This window comes from Sphaerochaeta sp. (assembly GCF_050256055.1).
Classification (GTDB): domain Bacteria; phylum Spirochaetota; class Spirochaetia; order Sphaerochaetales; family Sphaerochaetaceae; genus Sphaerochaeta.
The window spans coordinates 25,833-45,846 of record NZ_JBFWIJ010000025.1 but is presented as its reverse complement, the minus strand read 5'-3'; the positions used below and the strand labels follow the sequence as shown (position 1 = coordinate 45,846).

Below are 20,014 nucleotides of genomic sequence, written 5' to 3'. Positions count from 1 at the left end.
CGTTCCTCGGCAAGATCGAAAACGGTATGGATCGATTCTTCCATCGTAATCTTGGTCGCCGACCCCAAGGCGATGCTTCGGCTTCCAGCAAGAATATCACTCTGGTCCAGTCGATGATTGTTGCGTTGGAGGATGCGCTCCACGGTTGTCGTATCGGTACTGGGGAGGATGATGACGAATTCATCCCCTCCGATCCGGCTGATGATGTCGGTTTTTCTGCATGCTTGGGAAAGCGTGTTTGCGATATTGGTAAGCAACGTGTCCCCTGCAGTGTGCCCGAAAATGTCATTGGTAAGCTTCAGTCCATTGACATCCCCGACGATGATGGAAATCGGAAGGTGCTCTTCGGTATTCAGATAGTGCAAAGCTTCGTCGAAATAGGCTCTATTGGATAAACCGGTAAGCTGGTCATGGTAGCTCAGATACTGGATTTTTTTCAACGCGGCCTTCCGTTCCGTATTGTTGGTGAAGGTAACCACCGCCCCGATCACCACTCCGTTTTTGATCTGCGGGTATGAATAGCACAACACATCAAAACACGATCCATCCTGCTTGAAGAACACGTCATTTTCCATAACCACTCCCTCTCCCGTACGGAGGGTCTGCTGGATCGGACAATCCTTTTCGGCGATGGGAACCCCTTCTCTGGTGGAGTAGTGGCAAAGCATGTGCAGGTTCTTGCCCAACAAGTCGGTTTCCTTCTCATACCCGAGGAGGGAGAGGCAGCTGCTGTTGCAGAATGTGCAGAGTCCATCTTGGTCGATTCCATAAATTCCTTCTGCGGTCGAGTCAAGGATCAGCCGCAGACTTTCCTGGCTTGCTGCCAATTCGGCTTCTTTCCGTGCTTTTTGGATGGACGTATGTACCCCGGAGAACAGCAACTGGACTTGGTAGGTGTCGACTTGTTCGAACCCGGCTTCCGTCCGGAAGAATACGACGACGCCGACTGGGTTGTTTTCCATCCAGAAGGGAATGATCAAGGTGTTCTTCCGATCTTTTGGGTCTTTCACCCCGAACAATTCACTCAGAAGCAGGGTATTGAAACTTTCCCGCACGGCTTGGGTAGGGGAGAGTTGTGCGAACAAAGCGGAAACATCATCAGAAAGCGATTGTCCCGCTGTCAATGACGGGAGAGGTTGTGCATCACCAGAAGACTGGGCACGTATACGTATCCGCTGGGTATCTGCGTCCCAAAGCAACAGCAAAGCCGAAGAGCTTTCTGTCAGCTCGCATGCTCGCTGGAGTGCCGTCTCCAATTGTTCCTGTACATTCGTAAAGGAGCTGGAGAGGATTTCCACCAACATGGCTGAGCGCTTCAGGCTTTTCTTCAGGCTTTCTTCCTGGCGTTTGGGCTCGGAAATATCGATTGCAAAGGTTCCCAACCCGGGTTTGCCGTCGGGAAGGGTGAGCGGGAATTTGGTCACCTGATAGATATGCTTGTCCCATTCGAATTCATAATCGATGCGAGTTTGGTCTCCCAGAACCGTGGCATCGTAGGCATGCGCTGCTCGGGCAAGTTTCTCCGGAGCAAATTCCTCCATGCTTTTGTCCAGCAATATGGCCGGTTCGGTTCCCAGGAAGGCGGCCAAGGCTGCATTGACGAAAATGAATTTTCCCTGGGCATCCTTGATGTAGCTGATGCGACTGTCGGCATCCAGGAATCGCTGTAGCAATTGGATGAGGAAATCCTGCTGCTTTCGTTGTTGTTGCACTTGGCGCATCAACTTGATCTGCAGAAAGAGAAACAGGACCAGAAACAATACAGCGACCAGCAGCAAGGTGACCAAGCTGATGATGAGGATGCGGTTGCGTACCACCAACCGTTCCTGTGCCGTGCGATCCTGCAGCATAACCGCTCCATATTGCCCGTCATGTTCCATCATTTGGATTCCGAAGGTCACGGAGCGAAAGGTACCGGTGTCGCTTTTTACAGGAACCGTCTTGCCTTGTAAGGAGAGCAGATCGTCCGTATCCAACCCCAGCACCATAGGCAGGGAATTGCCGACTAGTTGGTCCTCGCTGGTGTTGAGAAACCGGGAAGTTGCATCATTGGCCCAGACAATGATGTTGGACGGTGATTCTATGAGCAAAATTGGAAATTGGGTGTTTTTCGCCACAAGATCCAGTGGTGGCAGCTCCCCGCAGAACAGGTATGAATGGACGATGAAGAACAACAACAGGACAAGGATGGGCCTAGCTTTCGATCGATGCATGGAAGGCCTCCTTGCCAAGGAATAGGTTCAGAGCTTCAGAAGAAGCCATGGGTTTGCCCATGAGATAACCTTGCAAAAGATCACACCCAAGGGCTATGAGCAATGTCTGTTGCCGTTTGGTCTCTACTCCTTCGGCAACCACCGGTTTTTCAATATGGTGGGCCATGGAGATGATATCTCCAATCAATCCCTCGGTTGCGGGATTGTCCAGTTTGTCGATGAAGGATTTGTCCAGTTTGACTTCGTCTATCTCCAATGCCTCGATCCTACTCAGCGACGAGTATCCGGTACCGAAGTCGTCAATGGCAATGTGAATACCAATCCTGCGGATATCCTTCAATTGTTCGGCAACGTTCTGAAGATTTTGGGCGAATACCGATTCAGTCAATTCGAGCTCAAGTCCATGCGGGTCGACGTGTTTCGCTGCCAGGATGGTTTTCAAAGAGGGGATGAAGGAAGGATCGAGCAATTGGATGGCGGAAATGTTGACAGCGATTTTGATGGGCTTGTTTCCCTTGTGTTGGAGTTCAGAGAGAAAATCGCAGGCCAAGGACAGCAACCTGCGCCCGAGCGGAATGATCAGCTGCCTCTGTTCGGCAATGTCGATGAATTCCAACGGAGAAATGGGACCGAGTGTCTTGCTTTCCATCCTTGCCAGGGCCTCGAAAGAAACAAGTTGTCCTTCTTCGATGGTGAAGATCGGTTGATAGACCAGCCGTAGGGTTCCAGCCTCTTCACTGAGAGCATGTTTCAGGTCCTGTTCTATGGTATCGATGCGCAGGAGCTTTTCCTCCAAGGTGGTATTGTAGAATTGGATGGGATCAGAAACGGTACAGGCGTTGAGTGCGATGGATGCTTGCTTGACCATGAGGGAGGCATCATACCGTCCTTCCCTGCTTTCCACAACACCGAGACTGAATGTCAGGGAAGCAAACATCCGGTTCTCGTGTTTCAGGGAAAGCAGCGCATGGAGAAGGCTTTCCAGATACGATTCGGATACATAATCGCTGAGCAGCAGGAGAAATCGGTCATCGGAAAACTTGAAGACCTGCAGCTTTGGGAAACGGGTCTGCAGGTCGGACAGGGCCGTACCGATCGTTTTCAGTACCTCGTCGCCATGGTCGTATCCGTAGATGATGTTCAGAAGACGGAAATTCATAGGATTGAATGCAATGCATGCAAGGTTTTCGGCCCGCAGATCGGAAAGTTCCTGGAAGAATGACCGGAGGTTTGTCAGTCCGGTCAACTCGTCATGAAATGCGATGGAACGCATACGACTGTTCTTTCGGTAAATCTTGAGCAGGGAAATGGTGAACAACAAAAAGAACGCCAACAAGGTTGCGCCAATGATCATACTCAATCGGAATATGAGATTCTCTTCTTGTTGCAGGTCGTAGAATAACAGCAGGGAACCTGCCGTTCGTCCCTTGATGGTGATGGGGATGCGGAGTACCAGATAGTCCTTCCCCTCCCAGGTGAAACGCGAAGAGGTGTTTGGCTGAAGGGGGAGTTTGAGACGCGATGCGTCAATGTTCACTGAGAGGTTGTCCTTGTCGCTGGATGCCACCACACGATTTACCATGTCCAGATACACCAAGTTGATGTATGGTGTCTCCTTTGTGATGGTGTCGATCATATACTGGGCGTCGAATTGGGCATACAGCGAGAAGATGGCGGAGGCTTTCAAACCGACCTGGACCATTCGATTGTCAGCAAACCGGCAGTAGCCGTACTTGTAGAGTTCTCCGGATTCGGAATCCGCCCGGATGTCCTCAATGAAGTACTGCAGCTTGCTTTCATGAAAAGCTAGTACCGGATGCCCTTCCGGGGCTTTCCATCCGATATACTTGCCATCGCTCGATTGGGTGATGGTCGTATCCTGATCGTAGACGTAGATGACATCGACATCCAGATTTTCTGCCATATCAGATAGGATGTCTCGACTGAACGGTTCCTTGTGCTGGGCGACCATGGCTCCTGCGACTTTCAAGGTACTGTACATCTGGTTGTCCAGCTCAGTCTTTGCGTCGACAACGATACTCAGGCTGAAGGCATAGTCTCGGGCAAGCAGTGATGCTTCCTGTAGTTTCTGCTGATAATAAAATTCCCGAACCGATACGGTAGCCCAATATCCTCCGAATACCATAACGAACAATACCAATACAAGGGGAAGGATAACAGAGAAGAGGGAGTGTTTGTCATACTGCCTTTTTTTTCGATTATCCACTATTCCTCCCATCTGACGTGTCTTGCATGCTACCATCGAGCGTATGCAGAGTCAAGAAAGAGCGGGATCATAGAGAATTACTCGAAGAAACCTTTCACGCGGACGGCTTGGCTTTCTGAGTCTGGAGCAGCAACGTGATGAAGATTCCAGCAAAGACCGCCATACAGAGTATCGTAATGACCAGGACAGCAGGATACCGAAGTGAAAACCCTTTTGCTGATGCGTGTTTCAAAAGAATCCCCAAATATGCCCAAAGCAAGGTGATGAGATATGCCTTGTCTTGATACCGTAGGGCCCAAAGGCTTCCGATTGCTGTCCCGATGAGCAATATGATGATCGTCCAGGTCATCGGGGAAATCCCAAAGCCGGACCAATTGACGGCCACCAGGAAGGTGGTGATGTTTGCGATGGTGGCTACCGTAATCCAACCGAGGTAGATCGAGAAGGCAAGTTGTACCGTCCAATATGCGCTCTGGTTCAAATTCTGGGCTCGGAGGATTTGATTGATTCTGATCAAGCAGATCAGAATGCAGAGCATCAAGAGTACCGAAAGGGCAATCTTCTTGTAATGCCAGCTGAAAATCCAAAGGGCGTTCGCCAGACTGGAGAGTGAGAAGAGAATCCTGATGGATCTGAGCGCATCGGATGAAGGCAGGCTGAGTTGGGCAATTGCAAATACGGCTAGCAGAAGATAGATGACACCCCAGATGGAAAAGGTGAGACCGGTAGGGGCGAACAGATTGGGGTAGGAATCCGATACCTGTCCGGTGCCGATGCCTCCTATCGGCAGGATGTTCGCCAATGCATTGATCGCAACCATGACCAAATAGGAAAGAATGGTCAGCAGGGCAAGGGCCGTATCTCGTTTAATCATAGGGATCTCCTTCTGTCGTTAGTGTAGACATGCTCTGTCGGCTCTGTCAAAGTATTTTGATGAAAGGCGCACATCGTGTATACTGAAATCCTATCAAGGAGGCCTTTATGTATAAACCCAACCCCCAACGGTACGATGCCATGCTCTATAACAGGTGCGGGAAAAGCGGCTTGAAGCTTCCTGCCGTATCCCTCGGACTATGGCATAATTTTGGCGATACCACTTCGCTTTCCAATTCGCGCAAGATGTTGCATACAGCCTTTGATCTGGGCATCACCCATTTCGACTTGGCAAACAACTACGGCCCGCCTCCCGGATCAGCGGAGCTCAATTTCGGTAAATTACTGGCACAGGATTTCGCGTCCTATCGGGACGAACTGATCATCTCCACGAAAGCCGGATATTTGATGCATCCAGGCCCGTATGGGGAGTGGGGCAGCCGAAAATATCTGTTGAGCAGTCTTGATGCATCCCTTTCCCGGATGGGTTTGGAGTATGTCGACATCTTCTATTCCCATCGATACGATCCGAACACTCCCCTCGAAGAGACCATGGGGGCTTTGGCCAGTGCGTATCGGGCGGGAAAGTGTCTCTATGTCGGCATTTCCAGCTACTCGGCTGCAAAGACACGTGAGGCTGCTTCCTTGCTCAAGGAGATGGGAATCCCGTTGTTGATTCATCAGCCATCCTATTCCATGCTCAATCGGTGGGTGGAGGAGGAATTGCTCGACACCGTCGATGAACTTGGTGTGGGAACGATCTGCTTCTCTCCTTTGGCTCAGGGAATGCTCACCGATCGGTATCTTTCGGCAATACCGGAAGGAAGCCGGGCTTCACAGGAAGGCAGTTCACTTTCCCCGACAATGCTCACCGAACAGAACCTGCAGAATATCCGCTCGCTCAATGAGATCGCCCAGGCAAGAGGACAGAGCCTCGCCCAGATGGCGCTTGCTTGGTGCCTCAGACGCAAGGAGATCACCAGTGTCCTGATCGGAGCAAGCTCGCCGCAGCAGATCACCGAGAATGTAGGAGCGTTGGCCAGGCTCGACTTCACCGAGGAGGAGCTCAGGCGGATCGACGAGTATGCGCAGGAAGGGAATATCAATCTCTGGGCGCGTTCAAGCAAGGATTGACATACATGTTGACTTCTGTTATATTGTTTACAATTTAATAGAGGACACAGAGTATGAGCACCATTACCGAGTTTCATGCCAGAGCGAATGACCAGCAGGATTTTGCTTTTGCTTCATTGCAAGGCAAAACCCTGCTGATCGTCAATACCGCAAGCAAATGTGGATTCACCCCCCAATATAAGGAACTGGAACAGTTGTACCGTCGATATAAGGATCGCGGGTTGGTCGTCATTGGCTTTCCCTGCGACCAATTCGCCCATCAGGAACCGGGAACCGACGAAGAGATCGCATCATTCTGCCGTATGCGTTTTGATGTGACCTTTCCCTTGATGAGCAAGATCAAGGTGAATGGAAAGGAAACCCATCCTTTGTATGTATGGCTGAAAGAACAGGCTCCGGGTGTTGCCGGGAAGGCGATCAAATGGAATTTCACCAAGTTCTTGGTTGAGAAGGACGGCAAGACCGTACATCGGTATGCTTCCAATCAGACACCGAAATCGTTGGTGCCTGTCCTTGAGGAGGTGTTGTAATGGCACATGACCAACTTTTGCTTTCAAACCAGCTCTGTTTTCGCTTCTATGCACTCGAGAGGGAGTTGATGGCTGCATATCGACCACTTCTTGATCATCTGGGATTGACCTATGCCCAGTACATCACACTGTTGTATCTCTGGGAGCATGAGACGGGGACCGTGGGTGAGTTGTGCGCTGCACTCAGTCTCGATACCGGTACCATGTCTCCTTTGCTCAAAAGACTGGAAGCATCCCATCTGATCACGCGAAATCGTTTGCCTTCGGATGAACGTACCGTACAGATATCCTTGACAAAGGAGGGTCGTGCATTGGAGCAGAAAGCACTGTCCATACCTGATCACATCGCTTCCTGTCTGTTGAGCACGGATGTATCGGAACAGGGAAGGAAATATGAGCAGTTGAGGATCATGCTTGATGATACGCTGCAACAACTGAAAAGAACCCGCCGCGAGCGGGAAGAAGGAAGGTGACGAATGAGAAAGACTCAGATAGTTCTGATGACCGGATTGCTCGCCGGTTTGCTTGCATTAAGCGGATGCGCAACGAAGGCGGATAGCCTTCCTCCCTTGAAGACCGTGGATTCACTTGACCTGAACCGGTATCTGGGATCGTGGTATGAGATCGCACGGTATCAACATCAATTTGAGAAGACTTTGGTAGGGGCGAAGGCTGATTACAGTCTTCGTGACGATGGAAGAATCCAGGTGGTGAACAGTGGTTTGAAAACGACTTTGGACGGCAAGTTCACTTCAGTGAAAGCTGTGGCATGGAGACCCGACGAAGCCGTACCAGGGGCTTTGAAGGTGAAGTTCTTCAATCTTTTCACCTCGGATTATCTGGTTTTCGGACTGGATGAGGAAAACTATCAGTGGGCGTTGGTAGGCAACAACAACCGTAAGTACCTGTGGTTCCTCTCCCGTACCCCTACGGTCAGTGATGAATTGCTGGCAAAGATGAAAGCAATCGCCGTACAGCAGGGGTATGATCTGGAAAAACTGTTCATGGTTCCGCAGAAAGAACGCTAAGTCAAACGTTTTTTCGTCGTTTTTCGGTATTGATGGGCTTGCCTATGCGCAAGCCCATCGTTTTCAACCGACCTTTATCTCTTTTTCTTGGGAGAAGGATGTCATCAAAACCTTGAGGTGGTGCTCTTCAAAGATCGAGCGGGCCATCCTCAGATCTTCCTCCGAGGGCTCAGGAACATCCTTGAGCGTGTACTGAAGCTTAAGTTGCTCCCATTTGTATTGGCCGAGCCGATGATACGGAAGCAATTCAACCTGCTCGATGCAATCGAAGCCTTCCAGGAAGGATGCGAGGTCTTCCAACCGTTCCTTCTGCAATGTCCATCCGGGAACCAGCACATGACGCAGCCATACCGGTTTCTTCGTGGCTTGGCAGTACGCCAGGGTCGCCAGTGTATGTGCATTGCCCATGCCGGTGAGACTGAAGCATTGCTTGTCATCCAGACTTTTGATGTCGAGCAGGATCAGATCGGCCGCATCGAGTACCGGCTTGGAAATTTCGAGCGGCACCGAGCCGGCTGTATCCAGTGCTGTATGCAATCCTTCTTGTTTCAGGCGTTTGAGCAATTCCAAGGCGAACATTGGCTGTTTCAACGGCTCCCCGCCGCTGATCGTCACGCCTCCTTTGGCGATGAAGTGTTTGTAGGAAAGGACTTCCTTGATAACCTCTTCGCTGTCCATCTGCTTCCCGCCTTTCAGATTCCAGGTATCGGGATTGTGACAGTAGCGGCATCGCAGACTGCAACCTTGGAGAAAGATTACCGAACGCAGTCCCGGACCATCAAGCGTTCCGAAGCTTTCGAACGAGTGTATCGATCCTGTAACTGACATGACACCGCCTCCTTACAAGGTTTCGTGGAAGGTTCGATGGATGACATCAAGCTGTTGTTCACGGGTGAGCTTGATGAAGTTCACCGCATACCCGCTGACCCGAATGGTCAACTGGGGATACTTCTCCGGATGATCCATGGCATCGAGCAAGGTGCTTTTTTCCATGACGTTCACATTGATGTGATGACCGGTCTCGGCAAAATATCCGTCAAGCAGGGTCACCAGATTCGCCACCTGCATCTTCCTGTCCTTCCCCAATGTGGAGGGAATGACCGAGAAGGTGTAGGAAATCCCGTCCTGTGCATCCTCGTAGGAGAGCTTGGCCACACTCTTCATGCTTGCTACACATCCTTTCACGTCCCTGCCATGCATCGGGTTTGCCCCCGGTGCAAACGGTTCACCAAGTTTCCGTCCGTCAGGAGTGGAACCGGTCTTCTTGCCGTATACGACGTTGCTGGTGATGGTCAACACCGAGAGGGTGGGGATGCTCTTGCGATAGGTTGCATGTCTTCGCATTTTCTCAATGAAGGAGTGCACCAAATCCTTTGCCATCCCATCGACGCGGTCATCATTGTTCCCATAGGTGGGGAAGTCCCCTTCAATGGTGAAATCGACGACCAGATTGGACGCATCCCTGATCGGTTTGACCTTCGCATATTTGATGGCGGACAGGCTGTCTGCCACTACGGAGAGTCCTGCGATGCCACCAGCCAGCGTCCGTACGATCTTTTCATCGTGCAAGGCCATTTCCAACCGTTCATAGCTGTATTTGTCATGCATGAAATGAATCACATTCAACGTATCCACATACAGCTTGGCCAGCCAGCTGGTCATGGTCTCGAAGCGATCCATCACTGTCTCATAGTCGAGGTACTCCCCCTCGATGGCTGCAGTCTTCGGCCCTATTTGCTCACCGCTCTTTTCGTCCCTTCCTCCGTTGATCGCATACAGCAGGGTTTTTGCCAGATTCACCCGCGCTCCGAAGAATTGCATCTGCTTGCCGATCTTCATAGCCGAGACACAACAGGCGATGCCGTAGTCATCACCGTACTCGGTGCGCATCAAATCATCACTTTCATACTGGATGGATGATGTTTCGATGGAAAGGCGAGCGCAGAAAGCCTTGAAATGCTCAGGCAGGTGTTCACTCCACAAGACGGTGAGATTGGGTTCCGGTGCAGGTCCGAGGTTGACCAGGCTGTGCAGGAAACGGTAACTCATCTTGGTGACCATATGCCTTCCGTCGTGGCATATGCCGCCGATGGACTCGGTCACCCAGGTGGGGTCTCCGCTGAACAGTTCGTCATAGGAAGGGGTGCGCAGGAAACGGATGATCCTGAGCTTCATGATGAAATGGTCGACCAGCTCCTGGATTTCCTCTTCCGTATAGGTTCCCTGTTCCAAATCGCGCTCGCTGTAGATGTCCAGGAAGGTGGAAACCCTTCCCAGGCTCATGGCGGCACCATTCTGTTCCTTGGTTGCTGCAAGGAATGCAAAATACACCCATTGGATGGCTTCCTTGGTATCCTGCGCCGGCCCACTGATGTCGTAACCGTAGGAACGGGCCATTTCCTTCAATTCCATGAGACTGCGGATTTGTTCACTCAATTCCTCACGGTCGCGGATGATCTCCTCGGTCATCGCATCAAAAACGTACTGCTCCTTGGCTTGCTTCTTTTGTTCGATCAGGTAATCGACTCCATACAAGGCGACCCGGCGGTAATCCCCTATGATCCTTCCGCGACCATATGCATCGGGTAGTCCAGTAACGATTCCACTGTGCCGTACCTTTTTCATTTCCTCGGTATAGACATCGAAGACGCCATCGTTATGGGTTTTGCGGTATTTGAAAACCTCATCCACCGATTCCGGGAGGGTGCGGTTGTATGCCTTCAGCTCGGTATGGACAAGGCGGATACCGCCGAATGGCATGATCGCGCGCTTGAGCGGCTCATCGGTCTGCAACCCGACGATTTGTTCCAGTTCTTCGTCGATGTATCCGTTCTTGTGGCTGGTGATGGTCGAGATCGTGTGCTCATCGATGTCGTACATGCCTCCGCGCTCCCGCTCGACGGCCAGGAGTCCCTTGAGCTTGTCCCAAAGTTTGCGTGTCCGGTCAGTCGGCCCTTGCAGGAAGGAATCGTCCCCATCGTAGGGGGTGTAGTTCTCTACGATGAACATTCTGGTATTGGTTCGTTTTTGTGCATCGTTCATGGTGTATCCTCACTTGGAATTTTTCCGTATACTTTTCTTGTCTACGGTGTACCATGAATGCAAATGTTGTACTGTGATTGAAATCACAATTCTACTATTTTACTAGGAGTTACCATGGAATCGTCCGATCAGTGCTCTGCTTGCACCAATACACAGTGTCTGAGAAACGTCCCGCTGTTTGCCACCCTCGATCCTGATGCGGTGCATACCTTGACCATGCAGATGGAAAACCGTGAGTATCGCAAGAGTGAGATCCTGGTACGGGAGGGAGACCGGGCGAGTGGGTTCACCGTCATCCGTGAGGGGAGTGCAAAGGCTTTCCGGACCACCAGCGATGGGCGGGAGCAGATCTTGTACATCTTTCCGGCCAACGATTACTTTGGTGCTCGATTCCTCTTCACCGAGGAACGGGTTCCCTATACCGTACAGGCCTTGGAGGACACCAAGGTCTGTGTACTCAGCAAGAAGCAGTTCACCCTATTGCTGGAGCAGCACAGTACGGTGGCCCTGCAGATCATCGAGGCGATGGCAAACCGGATGAGTCGGTTGGAAACGGCGATGCAAAGCATGGGAGGGAGGAATGCCGAATTGAGGATTGCCAGTTTCCTCTTGGAGTTCAAGGATTCCTATGGTAAGCAGAACGGACGATACATAGACATCACACTCCCCTTGAGCCGGGAGGGTTTGGCCAACTATCTGGGATTGGCACGCGAGACACTGAGCCGGAAGCTGACCCAATTCGAGGAGGAGGGCTTGATCGAGAACTTGGGTTCCAAGTTGATCCGCATCCTCGACTTAGAAGCGCTGAGAAACCTTTCGGTCACCATCGATTGACGAGATCTTCTGGGCATTGGCATAGATGGTTTCGATTTCCTTTTTGGAAAGCAGAGCCTTGAGTGCATAGGCAATGAGGATAATGCCGGGGATGTCGATCGCCAGCCTGGTCAAGGCGAATGGCAGGCCCAGGGCGGTCGATTCAAACAGGAACATCGGAATCTTGGTCGTCGACCAAGCTCCCAGGAATATGAGGACGTTGGTGAATTTGACACCTTTCTTCATGAATACCGCTGCGACCGGGAACGCCCCGTACAGCGGGCCTGCCGCTGCCGATCCAATGAAGAATGCAAGCAGTATCCCTTTCAAGCCGCTGCCTTCCCCCATATAGGCGACCATCGTCTGTTTGGGCACCCATTCATCAAGCAGGCCCAAAAGTATGAAGATCGGGGGGATCACCAGCAACATTTCCTTCAGCTGCATCGCAGTCTTCTGCACCACGCTGACTCCGAGTTCACGGTTCAGGACTCCCAGGGCAAGCAGAATGCAAGCTCCGACGAGAAACACACGGTATCGACGAAAGAATGATTTCATACCAGAACCTCCATGACCGTTCCGATCACCAATGCCACCAGCAGGGAAAAAAGGTAGGCAAATAGGTTGCGAAGGAGGGCAAGTCGTTTCCCGAAGTATTGCATTTCAACCGGCAGGGTGATGATGCCCACCATCATCAAGGTGGACACGAAGGCGGCAATCTGCATATAGCCAGCTCCTCCTTGCAACAACAATGCGGCAGTGGGGAAGGCTACAAAGCCTGGGATCAGGGTGAGGGCTCCCACCACGGATGCGAGCAGCACCCCCCACCAGCGTGATTCCTTCCCGATGACCGAAAGAATGGTTTTCTGGTCCATCACGCTGAGCAACAAGCTGACTGACAATACGACCACCAGAAGCTGGGGTAGGATGTTCTCAAACGATTTGAGCGCTTTACGCAAGGCTCTTTTGGTTTTGTGCCGATCCTTCAAAGCGGAAAGCAGCAGCAGGATAATGGTCATTGCATACAGTAAGGTGTTCATCAGCTTTTCCTTTAGCCCAACATATAGCAAAATTGCAGGGGGAAAGCAATGCATGGGACTTGTCGGGAATGGATCTGATTCTATCGATATTTTGCTATCCAGTAAAATGGTAGGGATTTTTAGGTCAAACACGTACAAATTCCTTGCGGAATTGAGCACACTGGAGTACGCTTGAATCAGAAGGTTAGCAAAAATCTACATAGTGGAGGTCTTGTATGGCAAATGTGCAATCGATTCTGGACCAGAAGGGAAGTGTTGTGTACAGCATCACACCCGAAGATGCTCTCTCCCATGCTTTGCTGAAATTGACTGAGCATAAGATAGGTGCCTTGTTGGTTCTCAACGAGAATGGCGATATCAAGGGAATTCTTTCCGAACGCGATATCGTCCGCCACTTTTCCAGGAAGCTGGAACATCTGAACACTGCTTCCATCCCTGTGCGGGAAGTGATGACCACCGGGGTCACGTATGTCAAACCTCACCAAAGCTTGGATGACTGCCTCCAGCTTATGACCGCCGGTCGTTTCCGACACCTTCCGGTCGTGGATGGGGAAAAAGTCGTTGGTATGATTTCCATCGGTGATGTCGTGAAAGCGGTACTGGAGGAACGCGACTTCCAAATCGGCGAGCTTGAGCACTATATTACGAATGCCTATTGAGGCAGATTAAAATGTAACTCTTTTTTCAAAAAGCGCTTTCCTTGGAGGGCGCTTTTTAACATACTAGAATAGTAGGAATTTATACGAAGGAGTATGTATGGACGAATCCAAGATCCTGAAATTGAAAACCATAATTGAGAAGCTCCATGCCGGAGTCGGCAGCGATGCGGTGAAAAAGGAGTTCGAAGCTGAATTCGGCAGTGTCAGTGCCGAAGAGCTTGCGGCGGCTGAACGCAAGTTGATGGAAGATGGATCCATCCAAGTGGAGCAGGTCCAGCGGCTTTGTGATGTCCACGCTTCCGTATTCGGAGGAAGTGTGGAGGAAATCCATCAGGGCAAGCAGGTCGATAAGACAGCCGGCCATCCGGCATTCGTATTCATCAAGGAAAATGAAGGGCTGAAGGCCTTCCTCGATGGGATGTTCGCTTCGGCGGTGAAGACGTACACACAAGAGAAGAGTGACGCCTCGAAAGCCGACCTGCTTTCTGCATTGAAGAGCCTGAGCAAGTTGGACAAGCATTACCTGCGTAAGGAAAACCTGTTCTTCCCGTATCTGGAGAAAGCCGGCATCACCGCGCCCCCGAAAGTGATGTGGGGGGTCGATGACGAGATCCGAGACCTTTGGAAATTGGTGATCAGGAACTTGGAGGAATCCAATAGCGTTCTGGAGCCTGAGCTTGCAAAACTGGAAGAGCAGGTCCGCTCCATGATAGACAAAGAGAACAACATCCTGCTTCCCATGCTGCAAGGATGCATGGATGGTGATGCATGGCTTACCGTAGCACGCGACAGTGCCGACATCGGCTACTGTTTCAACGGGGGTATCGAAGGGGCCAGCCCGAGCGACGCAACCACATGGTATCGCTGGAATGCCAGCATGAGCGGTAAGCTGGAGGATGAACCAAAAGCGAATACTCAGGGTGAGATCCAGCTTCCCAGCGGACATTTCAACCTTGAGGAATTGACTTGGATGCTCAACACCCTGCCAGGTGACGTTACGTTTGTCGGTGTGGATGACAAAGTCCGCTATTTCAGCGAAGGCAAGGATCGGGTATTCCCCAGGACGAGAAGCATCGTAGGCAGGGAAGTGGCGCATTGCCATCCACCGAAGAGCCTTCCCGTCGTTGAGAGATTGGTCGAGGATTTCAAGGCAGGAAGGAAAGACAGCGAATCCTTCTGGATACAGCGTGGCACCCAGTTCGTCCTGATCAGGTATTTTGCAGTACGCAACGAAAAACAGGAATATCTCGGGGTGCTTGAGGTAACCGAGGAAATTTCCTCGCTCAGAAGTTTGGAAGGCCAGAAGACCTTGCTCAGCTAGGCAAGGTTGTTCAGTTCAGCTCTACCTTTTTCAAGGTGTCGATGAATGCCATGTATGCATAGATCTGCCCTTGTATCTCGGCATTCTTGAGCACGCCTCTGCCTCCCCAATCCTGTCCTTCATATACGGTCAGGTGATAGAGTTCCCCTTCGATGTCCATTAATCGGAGGGGACTCGTCGTTTGGCGATTCTCCAAATGATGCAAAGTGGTTTCATATGCTTCGCGGAAGGCCAATGTCTCACCGCTGAGATCTGTCTCAAAGTCCAAGTCGTTCTCGTTCATGCAGTATCCTATACGGACCGGGTAGATAGTTTGGTAAACAGATTGGTCAACTGCCGCTCCACCTCTGGATGGTTGAGCAGGCGAATGTCCGCAAAAGCCCGGTTCTTATATGATTCTGCTAGAAGTTGGGCTTTTTGTACACCACCCAGCTCATCGGTCAGCACCAATGCCTGCTTGACCGTCCTTGGATGCAAGGGAGCTTGTACGTTCTCCAAAAGGGATCGCAGTCGATCATTCCCTTGCTCCTGTTCAGCCTCCAAGGCGTACAATAAGGGGAGCGTCGGTATACCGCAGCGAAGATCGTTGCCGGTTTGCTTGCCCAGCTTGTCGGCACTTCCCGTGTAATCGAGAATGTCATCCTGGATCTGGAAGGCCATGCCCAGGCAGTATCCGATGCGATGACAACGCATTGCAACCAAGGGGTCCCCTTCCTGCAACGCAGCACCTGCATAGCAACTGAGTGCGAACAGGCTGGCGGTTTTTCCTGCAATCCTACGTAAGTAGTTCCTGCGTGAGATGAAGAAATTTCCTTGGCCTGCGTCCTGGTCCAATTCACTTTCACACAACCGTGCAAATGCGCTGGAAACCACTCTGCTGTCGATGCCACGCTCTTTCCCACTGGTGAGTACCAAGGCCTTTGCCAAGAGGAAATCTCCTGCCAGCACTGCCTGTTTGGCTCCTACTCGTGCAAATACGGTTGCCTGTCCTCTTCGTTTTTCTGCGGTATCGATGATATCGTCGTGTACCAAGGAAGCCAGGTGTATCATTTCAATGATTGAACCGACCCGCACTGCATCATCATGGATTTCATGTTCACCCAGTTTGCTGGTGATCATCACCAAGGCGGGGCGAAGCATCTTCCCCCCGCTCTTGACGTGGTCAAGCAATACTTGGCGAATGAATCCATGAGCGTTTGCCACCGTTTGTTCGATGGTGGCACTCACCAATGATAGGTGCGATTGAATGGTCGGTTCGTCGTTCCAAAAATCAGCCATGCCTTCCTACTTGTTCCTCAGCTTTCTCTCCATCTGCTTACGGGTGTATTCAGGTTCACCGAGATAGCAGTAGGTTTTCTTGGCAAGAGGGGTCTTGTTCCACAATTTCTTCAAGTACGGCATCACCCAATAGTCGAGGCCGAACGCCTTTCCTGCTCCGCCGAGCATGACGATCGAGACGGCCATATACCAGAGGATTTCCTTGCCTGCCATAGCGCCGATGAGGAACATGAACGACAATCCCAAGGAAACGATGGCTGCCGGGAAGGTGAACAGACCGCCGATGAACGCCAGTCCGATACCCACTTCCGCAAGGACGATCATCAACTGGAACAGGTACGGCGCCTGTGCAACGAACGTGTTGTTGATCCACGTGAAAAGCTTCAAAGGTTCGGCAAGCAGGGGAGGAGCGAGCTGCTGTGCAGTTGAAACCACTGCATCCGTGCTTCCGCTGACTGCCTGACTTGCTGATGCAACGGTTTCCACCACTTTATCGGCAACCGCTTGGCTGGCAGAAGCCACCGCATCGGCAGCTCCTTCGACCGCACCCTTGACCGGGCCCCAATATACCTTGGAACCGGTGGTATCGGTAAGCCAGCCGGATTTGATTTTCCCGATGCCTTCGATCAACCACATCACCCCGAGATACATCCGAAGGAAGGTCGTCCAGTAGGAAGGCACCTTGTAGGAAGCCAGTCCGCCGATCAACGAGCGGCGGTCCTTGATCTCAAGAATCTCATGCTTGAGATAACTCCATACTGCGTTGATCCCGCAGACACCAAACTGGTAATACATATTGACCATATGCTTGAGAGCCATTGCAAAGAAACCGGACATCGAGATGCCGGCGGTATGGCTTACCGCATACGTTCCACCGATCGATACCATGAATCCATGGAAATTCGACTTGAACGGTTTGGGCTTTTCCGCCTTCAATCCCAATTCCTGCTTGATTGTATAGATGACGCCGTCGCTGGCTGTTTTCGCGGTCTGTTCAGCTGCTTCGACAATCTGGGCAACCGCTTTATTGTTTTCCAGGAACCACAGGCTGTCACCGGCAAGATAGACATTCTCATAGTCCGGTGTCTGCATGTATTCATTGACGAGCTTTCTTCCGATTTTCCCATCGGTCAGTGGAAGCTTCTCGCAGAATTCGGTACCACGTACCCCGCAAGTCCAGATCAAGGTCTTGGTTTTGATGACGTCGCCGCTGCGGGTGGTGAACCCTTCTGCATCGACGGTGGTGATGAGGGAGTTGAGCATGATCTCCACGCCCTTTTTCTCCATGTGCTTCACCGCCTTGGCACGAGGTTTCTCTGGCAGCATGTTCAGAATGTTTCCCAATGCCTCGCAGTTGATCAGCCTTCCTTCCTTCTTGAAGTCGATACCGTTCTCCTTGCAGAGGGTAGGGAGCCATTCGGTCAATTCACCGACCAACTCGACACCGGTGAATCCACCGCCGGCAACGACGAATGTAAGCATCTGCTTGCGTTTTTCACTGTCGGCTTCACGACTGGCATCCTTGACCATCTGCTCGATGTGGCAGCGGATACGAAGCGCGTCATCAAGGCTCCAAAGATAGAAGGCATGCTCCTTGACACCGGGAATGTTGAAATCTGCGGTCTGTGCTCCGGTGCCGATGATCAATTGGTCGTATCGGTAGGAATCCCGTTTTCCCTTGAGGACCTGCTGTTTGAAATCGATGTCCGCTATGGTGTCCTGCACCACGTTGACCATCTTTCCTGCAAAGATCCGGTTGAATGAAATTTTCACTGAGTCTTCATCAACCCGGTTGCCTGCAACTTCATGCAGTTCGGTCATCAGGATGTGGTGGCGGTTTTTGTCGATCAAGGTGATCTCAACCTTGTCTTTGTGCTTCTTGAATGCTTTGTGCAACACTTTTGCTGCATGTACGCCGGCATAGCCTCCACCCAAGACCACAATCTGTTTCTTATCCATGGTTCCTTCCTTCATCATCCCTCTTTCAAGAGAGGTCATTGTCTGGCAAAGTTGGTCGTGTTTTCGTGAACAAGGTGCAGATCGGGTAGTACATACACTGTACCTTCGCCACGTTGGCCGAAAAACACTCTAGCACAAAAGTAAGAATTAATGCAATTCTTTCCTTTTTTATCGAAACCATTTTCTCATATTTTTGTAACCAACACCAGTGTATATTTACTTGAATTGACAATAATTTCCTATCTACCCAATAATATCAGAAATAAAAAAAATAAAAAAAATTTTATCGATACTATTATATCAAAGTAAAGGAATGGGATTAATTAGAATTAGAAAACTTTATATAGAAAGAATTTATCAAGAATCAATCGTAATAACGAGCAGATATTGATAAAATTAGGACGATATTGAAATAGTGCAAATAATCGGTATATGATTATACATAAGCATTATTGAAATGCATGTTTGCTAATGAGGAGAATGTACGATGAGAAAGAACCTGTTGGCTGTCTTGTCAGCTTTGGCTTTGCTCTCGCTGGTTGTCTTTGCAGGCTGTTCCAAGTCTGAAGCGAAGACTGAAGCATCTGCTACCCCGGCACCGGCCCCCGCTGCTGCTGCCCCCGCCCCTGCTCCGGCACCGGCTCCCGCCGCCCCTGCACCGGCCCCTGCTCCGGCAAAATACCAAGATGGTGTGTACTTTGCCATGGATGATGTCTATGCATCTTCCGGTTGGAAGGAAACCGTCACCTTGACCGTTTCCGGTGGCAAGATCGTAAAAGCCGATTGGAATGGTGTGAATGTCAACGGTGGTGCTGACAAGAAGACCTACGACCAAGCCGGCAAGTACAACATGGTCAAGTTCGGCAAAGCACAGGCTGAATGGTATCAACAGGCCCAGAAAGCTGAGGCATACCTGATCAAGACCCAGGATCCTGCCGCCATCAATTACAAAGATGAAGCAGGGCATACCGACGACATCGCCGGTGTCTCCATTCACGTAAGTGGTTTCTTCGGACTTGCCGAAAAAGCCCTTGCTGCCGGTCCTGTTGGACGTGGTCCGCTTGCCGACGGTGCTTACTTTGCCATCGATGAAGCATTCCCCTCTTCCGGTTGGAAGGAATATGTCTCGCTGACCGTCATCAACGGACGGATTGCCGGAGTCGACTGGAGTGCCGTGAATCGCACTGGTGATGACAAGAAAGCCTATGACAAGGCAGGCAAGTACAATATGGTCAAGAACGGCAAGGCTCAGGCCGAATGGTACCAGCAGGCTGAGAAGGCTGAGGCCTATTTGATTGAGAAACAGGATATCAAGAGTCTTACCTACAAGGATGATGCAGGTCATACCGACGACATCGCCGGTGTATCCATCCATGTAAATTCTTTTGCAGCCCTTGTTGAGAAGGCTCTCGCCAACGGTCCCCAGAAGATTGGTCCGTTTGCCGACGGTGGTTACTATGCAACCGAGACTGAGTTCAGCTCCTCCGGTTGGAAAGGGTTCGTCTCCCTGTTCGTCAACAATGGCAATCTGGTCAATGTATTCTGGAGTGCTGTGGACAAGGATGGCAAGGACAAGCAGGTCGTTGCTGCAGACGGTGGGTATGGCATGATCAAGGCCAGTAAGATCGGCAAGGAATGGCATGAACAGGCTGCTGCCGTTCAGAATTACCTGCTCTCCACCCAGGATCCGAAGAAGATTACGTATTCTGACGCGGAAGGCCATACTGATGATATCGCCGGTGCAACCATGCACGTCAAGGATTTCTATACCTTGGTTGATGAAGCATTTGCCAATGGCGTAAAGAAACAGTAAGTATTTCTTGAATCCCAAGCGGCCCCTTGGAGGATCTCCTCTTTGGGGCTGTTTTTATTTGTTCTGGCCAAGCGATGGTTCTTCTGG

At 51.0% G+C, this 20,014-nt stretch carries 18 protein-coding genes; 8 read left to right on the top strand and 10 right to left on the bottom strand.

Annotated features, from left to right (window positions below; all coding sequences use genetic code 11):
* From AB7C91_RS10490 to AB7C91_RS10480, 3 genes are all read right to left on the bottom strand, one after another.
* Positions 1–2,213: diguanylate cyclase domain-containing protein (locus AB7C91_RS10490; RefSeq protein WP_428591231.1), on the bottom strand; the 2,213-nt coding region annotated here is incomplete at its 3' end.
* A complete protein-coding gene (locus AB7C91_RS10485) occupies positions 2,194–4,440 on the bottom strand; it encodes a putative bifunctional diguanylate cyclase/phosphodiesterase (RefSeq protein ID WP_428591228.1) in 2,247 nt (748 codons plus the stop codon). The genes AB7C91_RS10485 and AB7C91_RS10490, both read right to left, overlap by 20 nt.
* Before the next feature lie 94 nt (positions 4,441–4,534).
* Positions 4,535–5,314 (bottom strand): tryptophan-rich sensory protein, encoded by a 780-nt coding sequence (locus tag AB7C91_RS10480; protein WP_332447534.1) that lies wholly within the window; start codon positions 5,312–5,314, stop codon positions 4,535–4,537.
* 107 nt (positions 5,315–5,421) lie between these two features.
* Here AB7C91_RS10480 and mgrA point away from each other — a divergent pair, with 107 nt between their 5' ends.
* From mgrA to AB7C91_RS10460, 4 genes are read left to right on the top strand one after another with little or no spacing between them, the layout of a single operon-like run.
* Positions 5,422–6,447, top strand: a complete 1,026-nt coding sequence (gene mgrA, locus AB7C91_RS10475; RefSeq protein WP_428591224.1) for an L-glyceraldehyde 3-phosphate reductase — start codon at positions 5,422–5,424, stop codon at positions 6,445–6,447.
* A gap of 53 nt (positions 6,448–6,500) precedes the next feature.
* Positions 6,501–6,977, top strand: a complete 477-nt coding sequence (locus tag AB7C91_RS10470; RefSeq protein ID WP_428591221.1) for a glutathione peroxidase — start codon at positions 6,501–6,503, stop codon at positions 6,975–6,977.
* On the top strand, positions 6,977–7,450 hold the full coding sequence (locus AB7C91_RS10465; RefSeq protein ID WP_332447531.1) for a MarR family transcriptional regulator: 474 nt from the start codon (positions 6,977–6,979) through the stop codon (positions 7,448–7,450). Before AB7C91_RS10470 ends, AB7C91_RS10465 begins: the two co-directional genes overlap by 1 nt.
* Before the next feature lie 3 nt (positions 7,451–7,453).
* Positions 7,454–8,005 carry a lipocalin family protein gene (locus AB7C91_RS10460; protein WP_428591218.1) on the top strand — a complete coding sequence of 184 codons (552 nt, stop codon included), beginning with the start codon at positions 7,454–7,456 and terminating at the stop codon, positions 8,003–8,005.
* Positions 8,006–8,068: 63 nt separating this feature from the next.
* Here the strand turns inward: AB7C91_RS10460 and pflA are convergent, their stop codons facing one another.
* Both pflA and pflB read right to left on the bottom strand, forming a co-directional pair.
* Complete coding sequence (pflA, locus tag AB7C91_RS10455; RefSeq protein WP_428591215.1) at positions 8,069–8,833, bottom strand: pyruvate formate-lyase-activating protein; 765 nt, start codon at positions 8,831–8,833, stop codon at positions 8,069–8,071.
* A gap of 12 nt (positions 8,834–8,845) precedes the next feature.
* Positions 8,846–11,047 (bottom strand): formate C-acetyltransferase, encoded by a 2,202-nt coding sequence (gene pflB, locus AB7C91_RS10450; RefSeq protein ID WP_428591212.1) that lies wholly within the window; start codon positions 11,045–11,047, stop codon positions 8,846–8,848.
* A gap of 114 nt (positions 11,048–11,161) precedes the next feature.
* Here pflB and AB7C91_RS10445 point away from each other — a divergent pair, with 114 nt between their 5' ends.
* Complete coding sequence (locus AB7C91_RS10445) at positions 11,162–11,881, top strand: Crp/Fnr family transcriptional regulator (RefSeq protein ID WP_332447527.1); 720 nt, start codon at positions 11,162–11,164, stop codon at positions 11,879–11,881.
* Here the strand turns inward: AB7C91_RS10445 and AB7C91_RS10440 are convergent.
* Together AB7C91_RS10440 and AB7C91_RS10435 are read right to left on the bottom strand one after the other, a co-directional pair.
* The gene (locus AB7C91_RS10440; RefSeq protein ID WP_428591209.1) at positions 11,843–12,415 is read right to left on the bottom strand and encodes a permease; all 573 of its coding nucleotides are present in this window, start codon (positions 12,413–12,415) and stop codon (positions 11,843–11,845) included. The two genes, AB7C91_RS10445 and AB7C91_RS10440, sit on opposite strands and share 39 nt — an antisense overlap.
* A complete protein-coding gene (locus tag AB7C91_RS10435) occupies positions 12,412–12,897 on the bottom strand; it encodes a permease (RefSeq protein WP_332447525.1) in 486 nt (161 codons plus the stop codon). Before AB7C91_RS10435 ends, AB7C91_RS10440 begins: the two co-directional genes overlap by 4 nt.
* A gap of 215 nt (positions 12,898–13,112) precedes the next feature.
* Between AB7C91_RS10435 and AB7C91_RS10430 the strand changes: the two genes are divergently transcribed.
* Together AB7C91_RS10430 and AB7C91_RS10425 are read left to right on the top strand one after the other, a co-directional pair.
* On the top strand, positions 13,113–13,556 hold the full coding sequence (locus AB7C91_RS10430) for a CBS domain-containing protein (RefSeq protein ID WP_332447524.1): 444 nt from the start codon (positions 13,113–13,115) through the stop codon (positions 13,554–13,556).
* A gap of 97 nt (positions 13,557–13,653) precedes the next feature.
* Complete coding sequence (locus AB7C91_RS10425; protein WP_428591206.1) at positions 13,654–14,877, top strand: DUF438 domain-containing protein; 1,224 nt, start codon at positions 13,654–13,656, stop codon at positions 14,875–14,877.
* Positions 14,878–14,887: 10 nt separating this feature from the next.
* Here AB7C91_RS10425 and AB7C91_RS10420 read toward each other — a convergent pair whose 3' ends face one another.
* From AB7C91_RS10420 to AB7C91_RS10410, 3 genes are read right to left on the bottom strand one after another with little or no spacing between them, the layout of a single operon-like run.
* A complete protein-coding gene (locus AB7C91_RS10420; RefSeq protein WP_332447522.1) occupies positions 14,888–15,160 on the bottom strand; it encodes a hypothetical protein in 273 nt (90 codons plus the stop codon).
* Positions 15,161–15,168: 8 nt separating this feature from the next.
* On the bottom strand, positions 15,169–16,155 hold the full coding sequence (locus AB7C91_RS10415) for a polyprenyl synthetase family protein (RefSeq protein WP_332447521.1): 987 nt from the start codon (positions 16,153–16,155) through the stop codon (positions 15,169–15,171).
* A gap of 6 nt (positions 16,156–16,161) precedes the next feature.
* Positions 16,162–18,114, bottom strand: a complete 1,953-nt coding sequence (locus tag AB7C91_RS10410) for an FAD-dependent oxidoreductase (protein WP_428591201.1) — start codon at positions 18,112–18,114, stop codon at positions 16,162–16,164.
* A 487-nt stretch (positions 18,115–18,601) separates the two neighbouring features.
* On the opposite strand from AB7C91_RS10410, the gene AB7C91_RS10405 reads away from it, so the two are divergent.
* Complete coding sequence (locus tag AB7C91_RS10405) at positions 18,602–19,927, top strand: hypothetical protein (RefSeq protein WP_332447519.1); 1,326 nt, start codon at positions 18,602–18,604, stop codon at positions 19,925–19,927.
* Positions 19,928–20,014 lie beyond the last annotated feature (87 nt).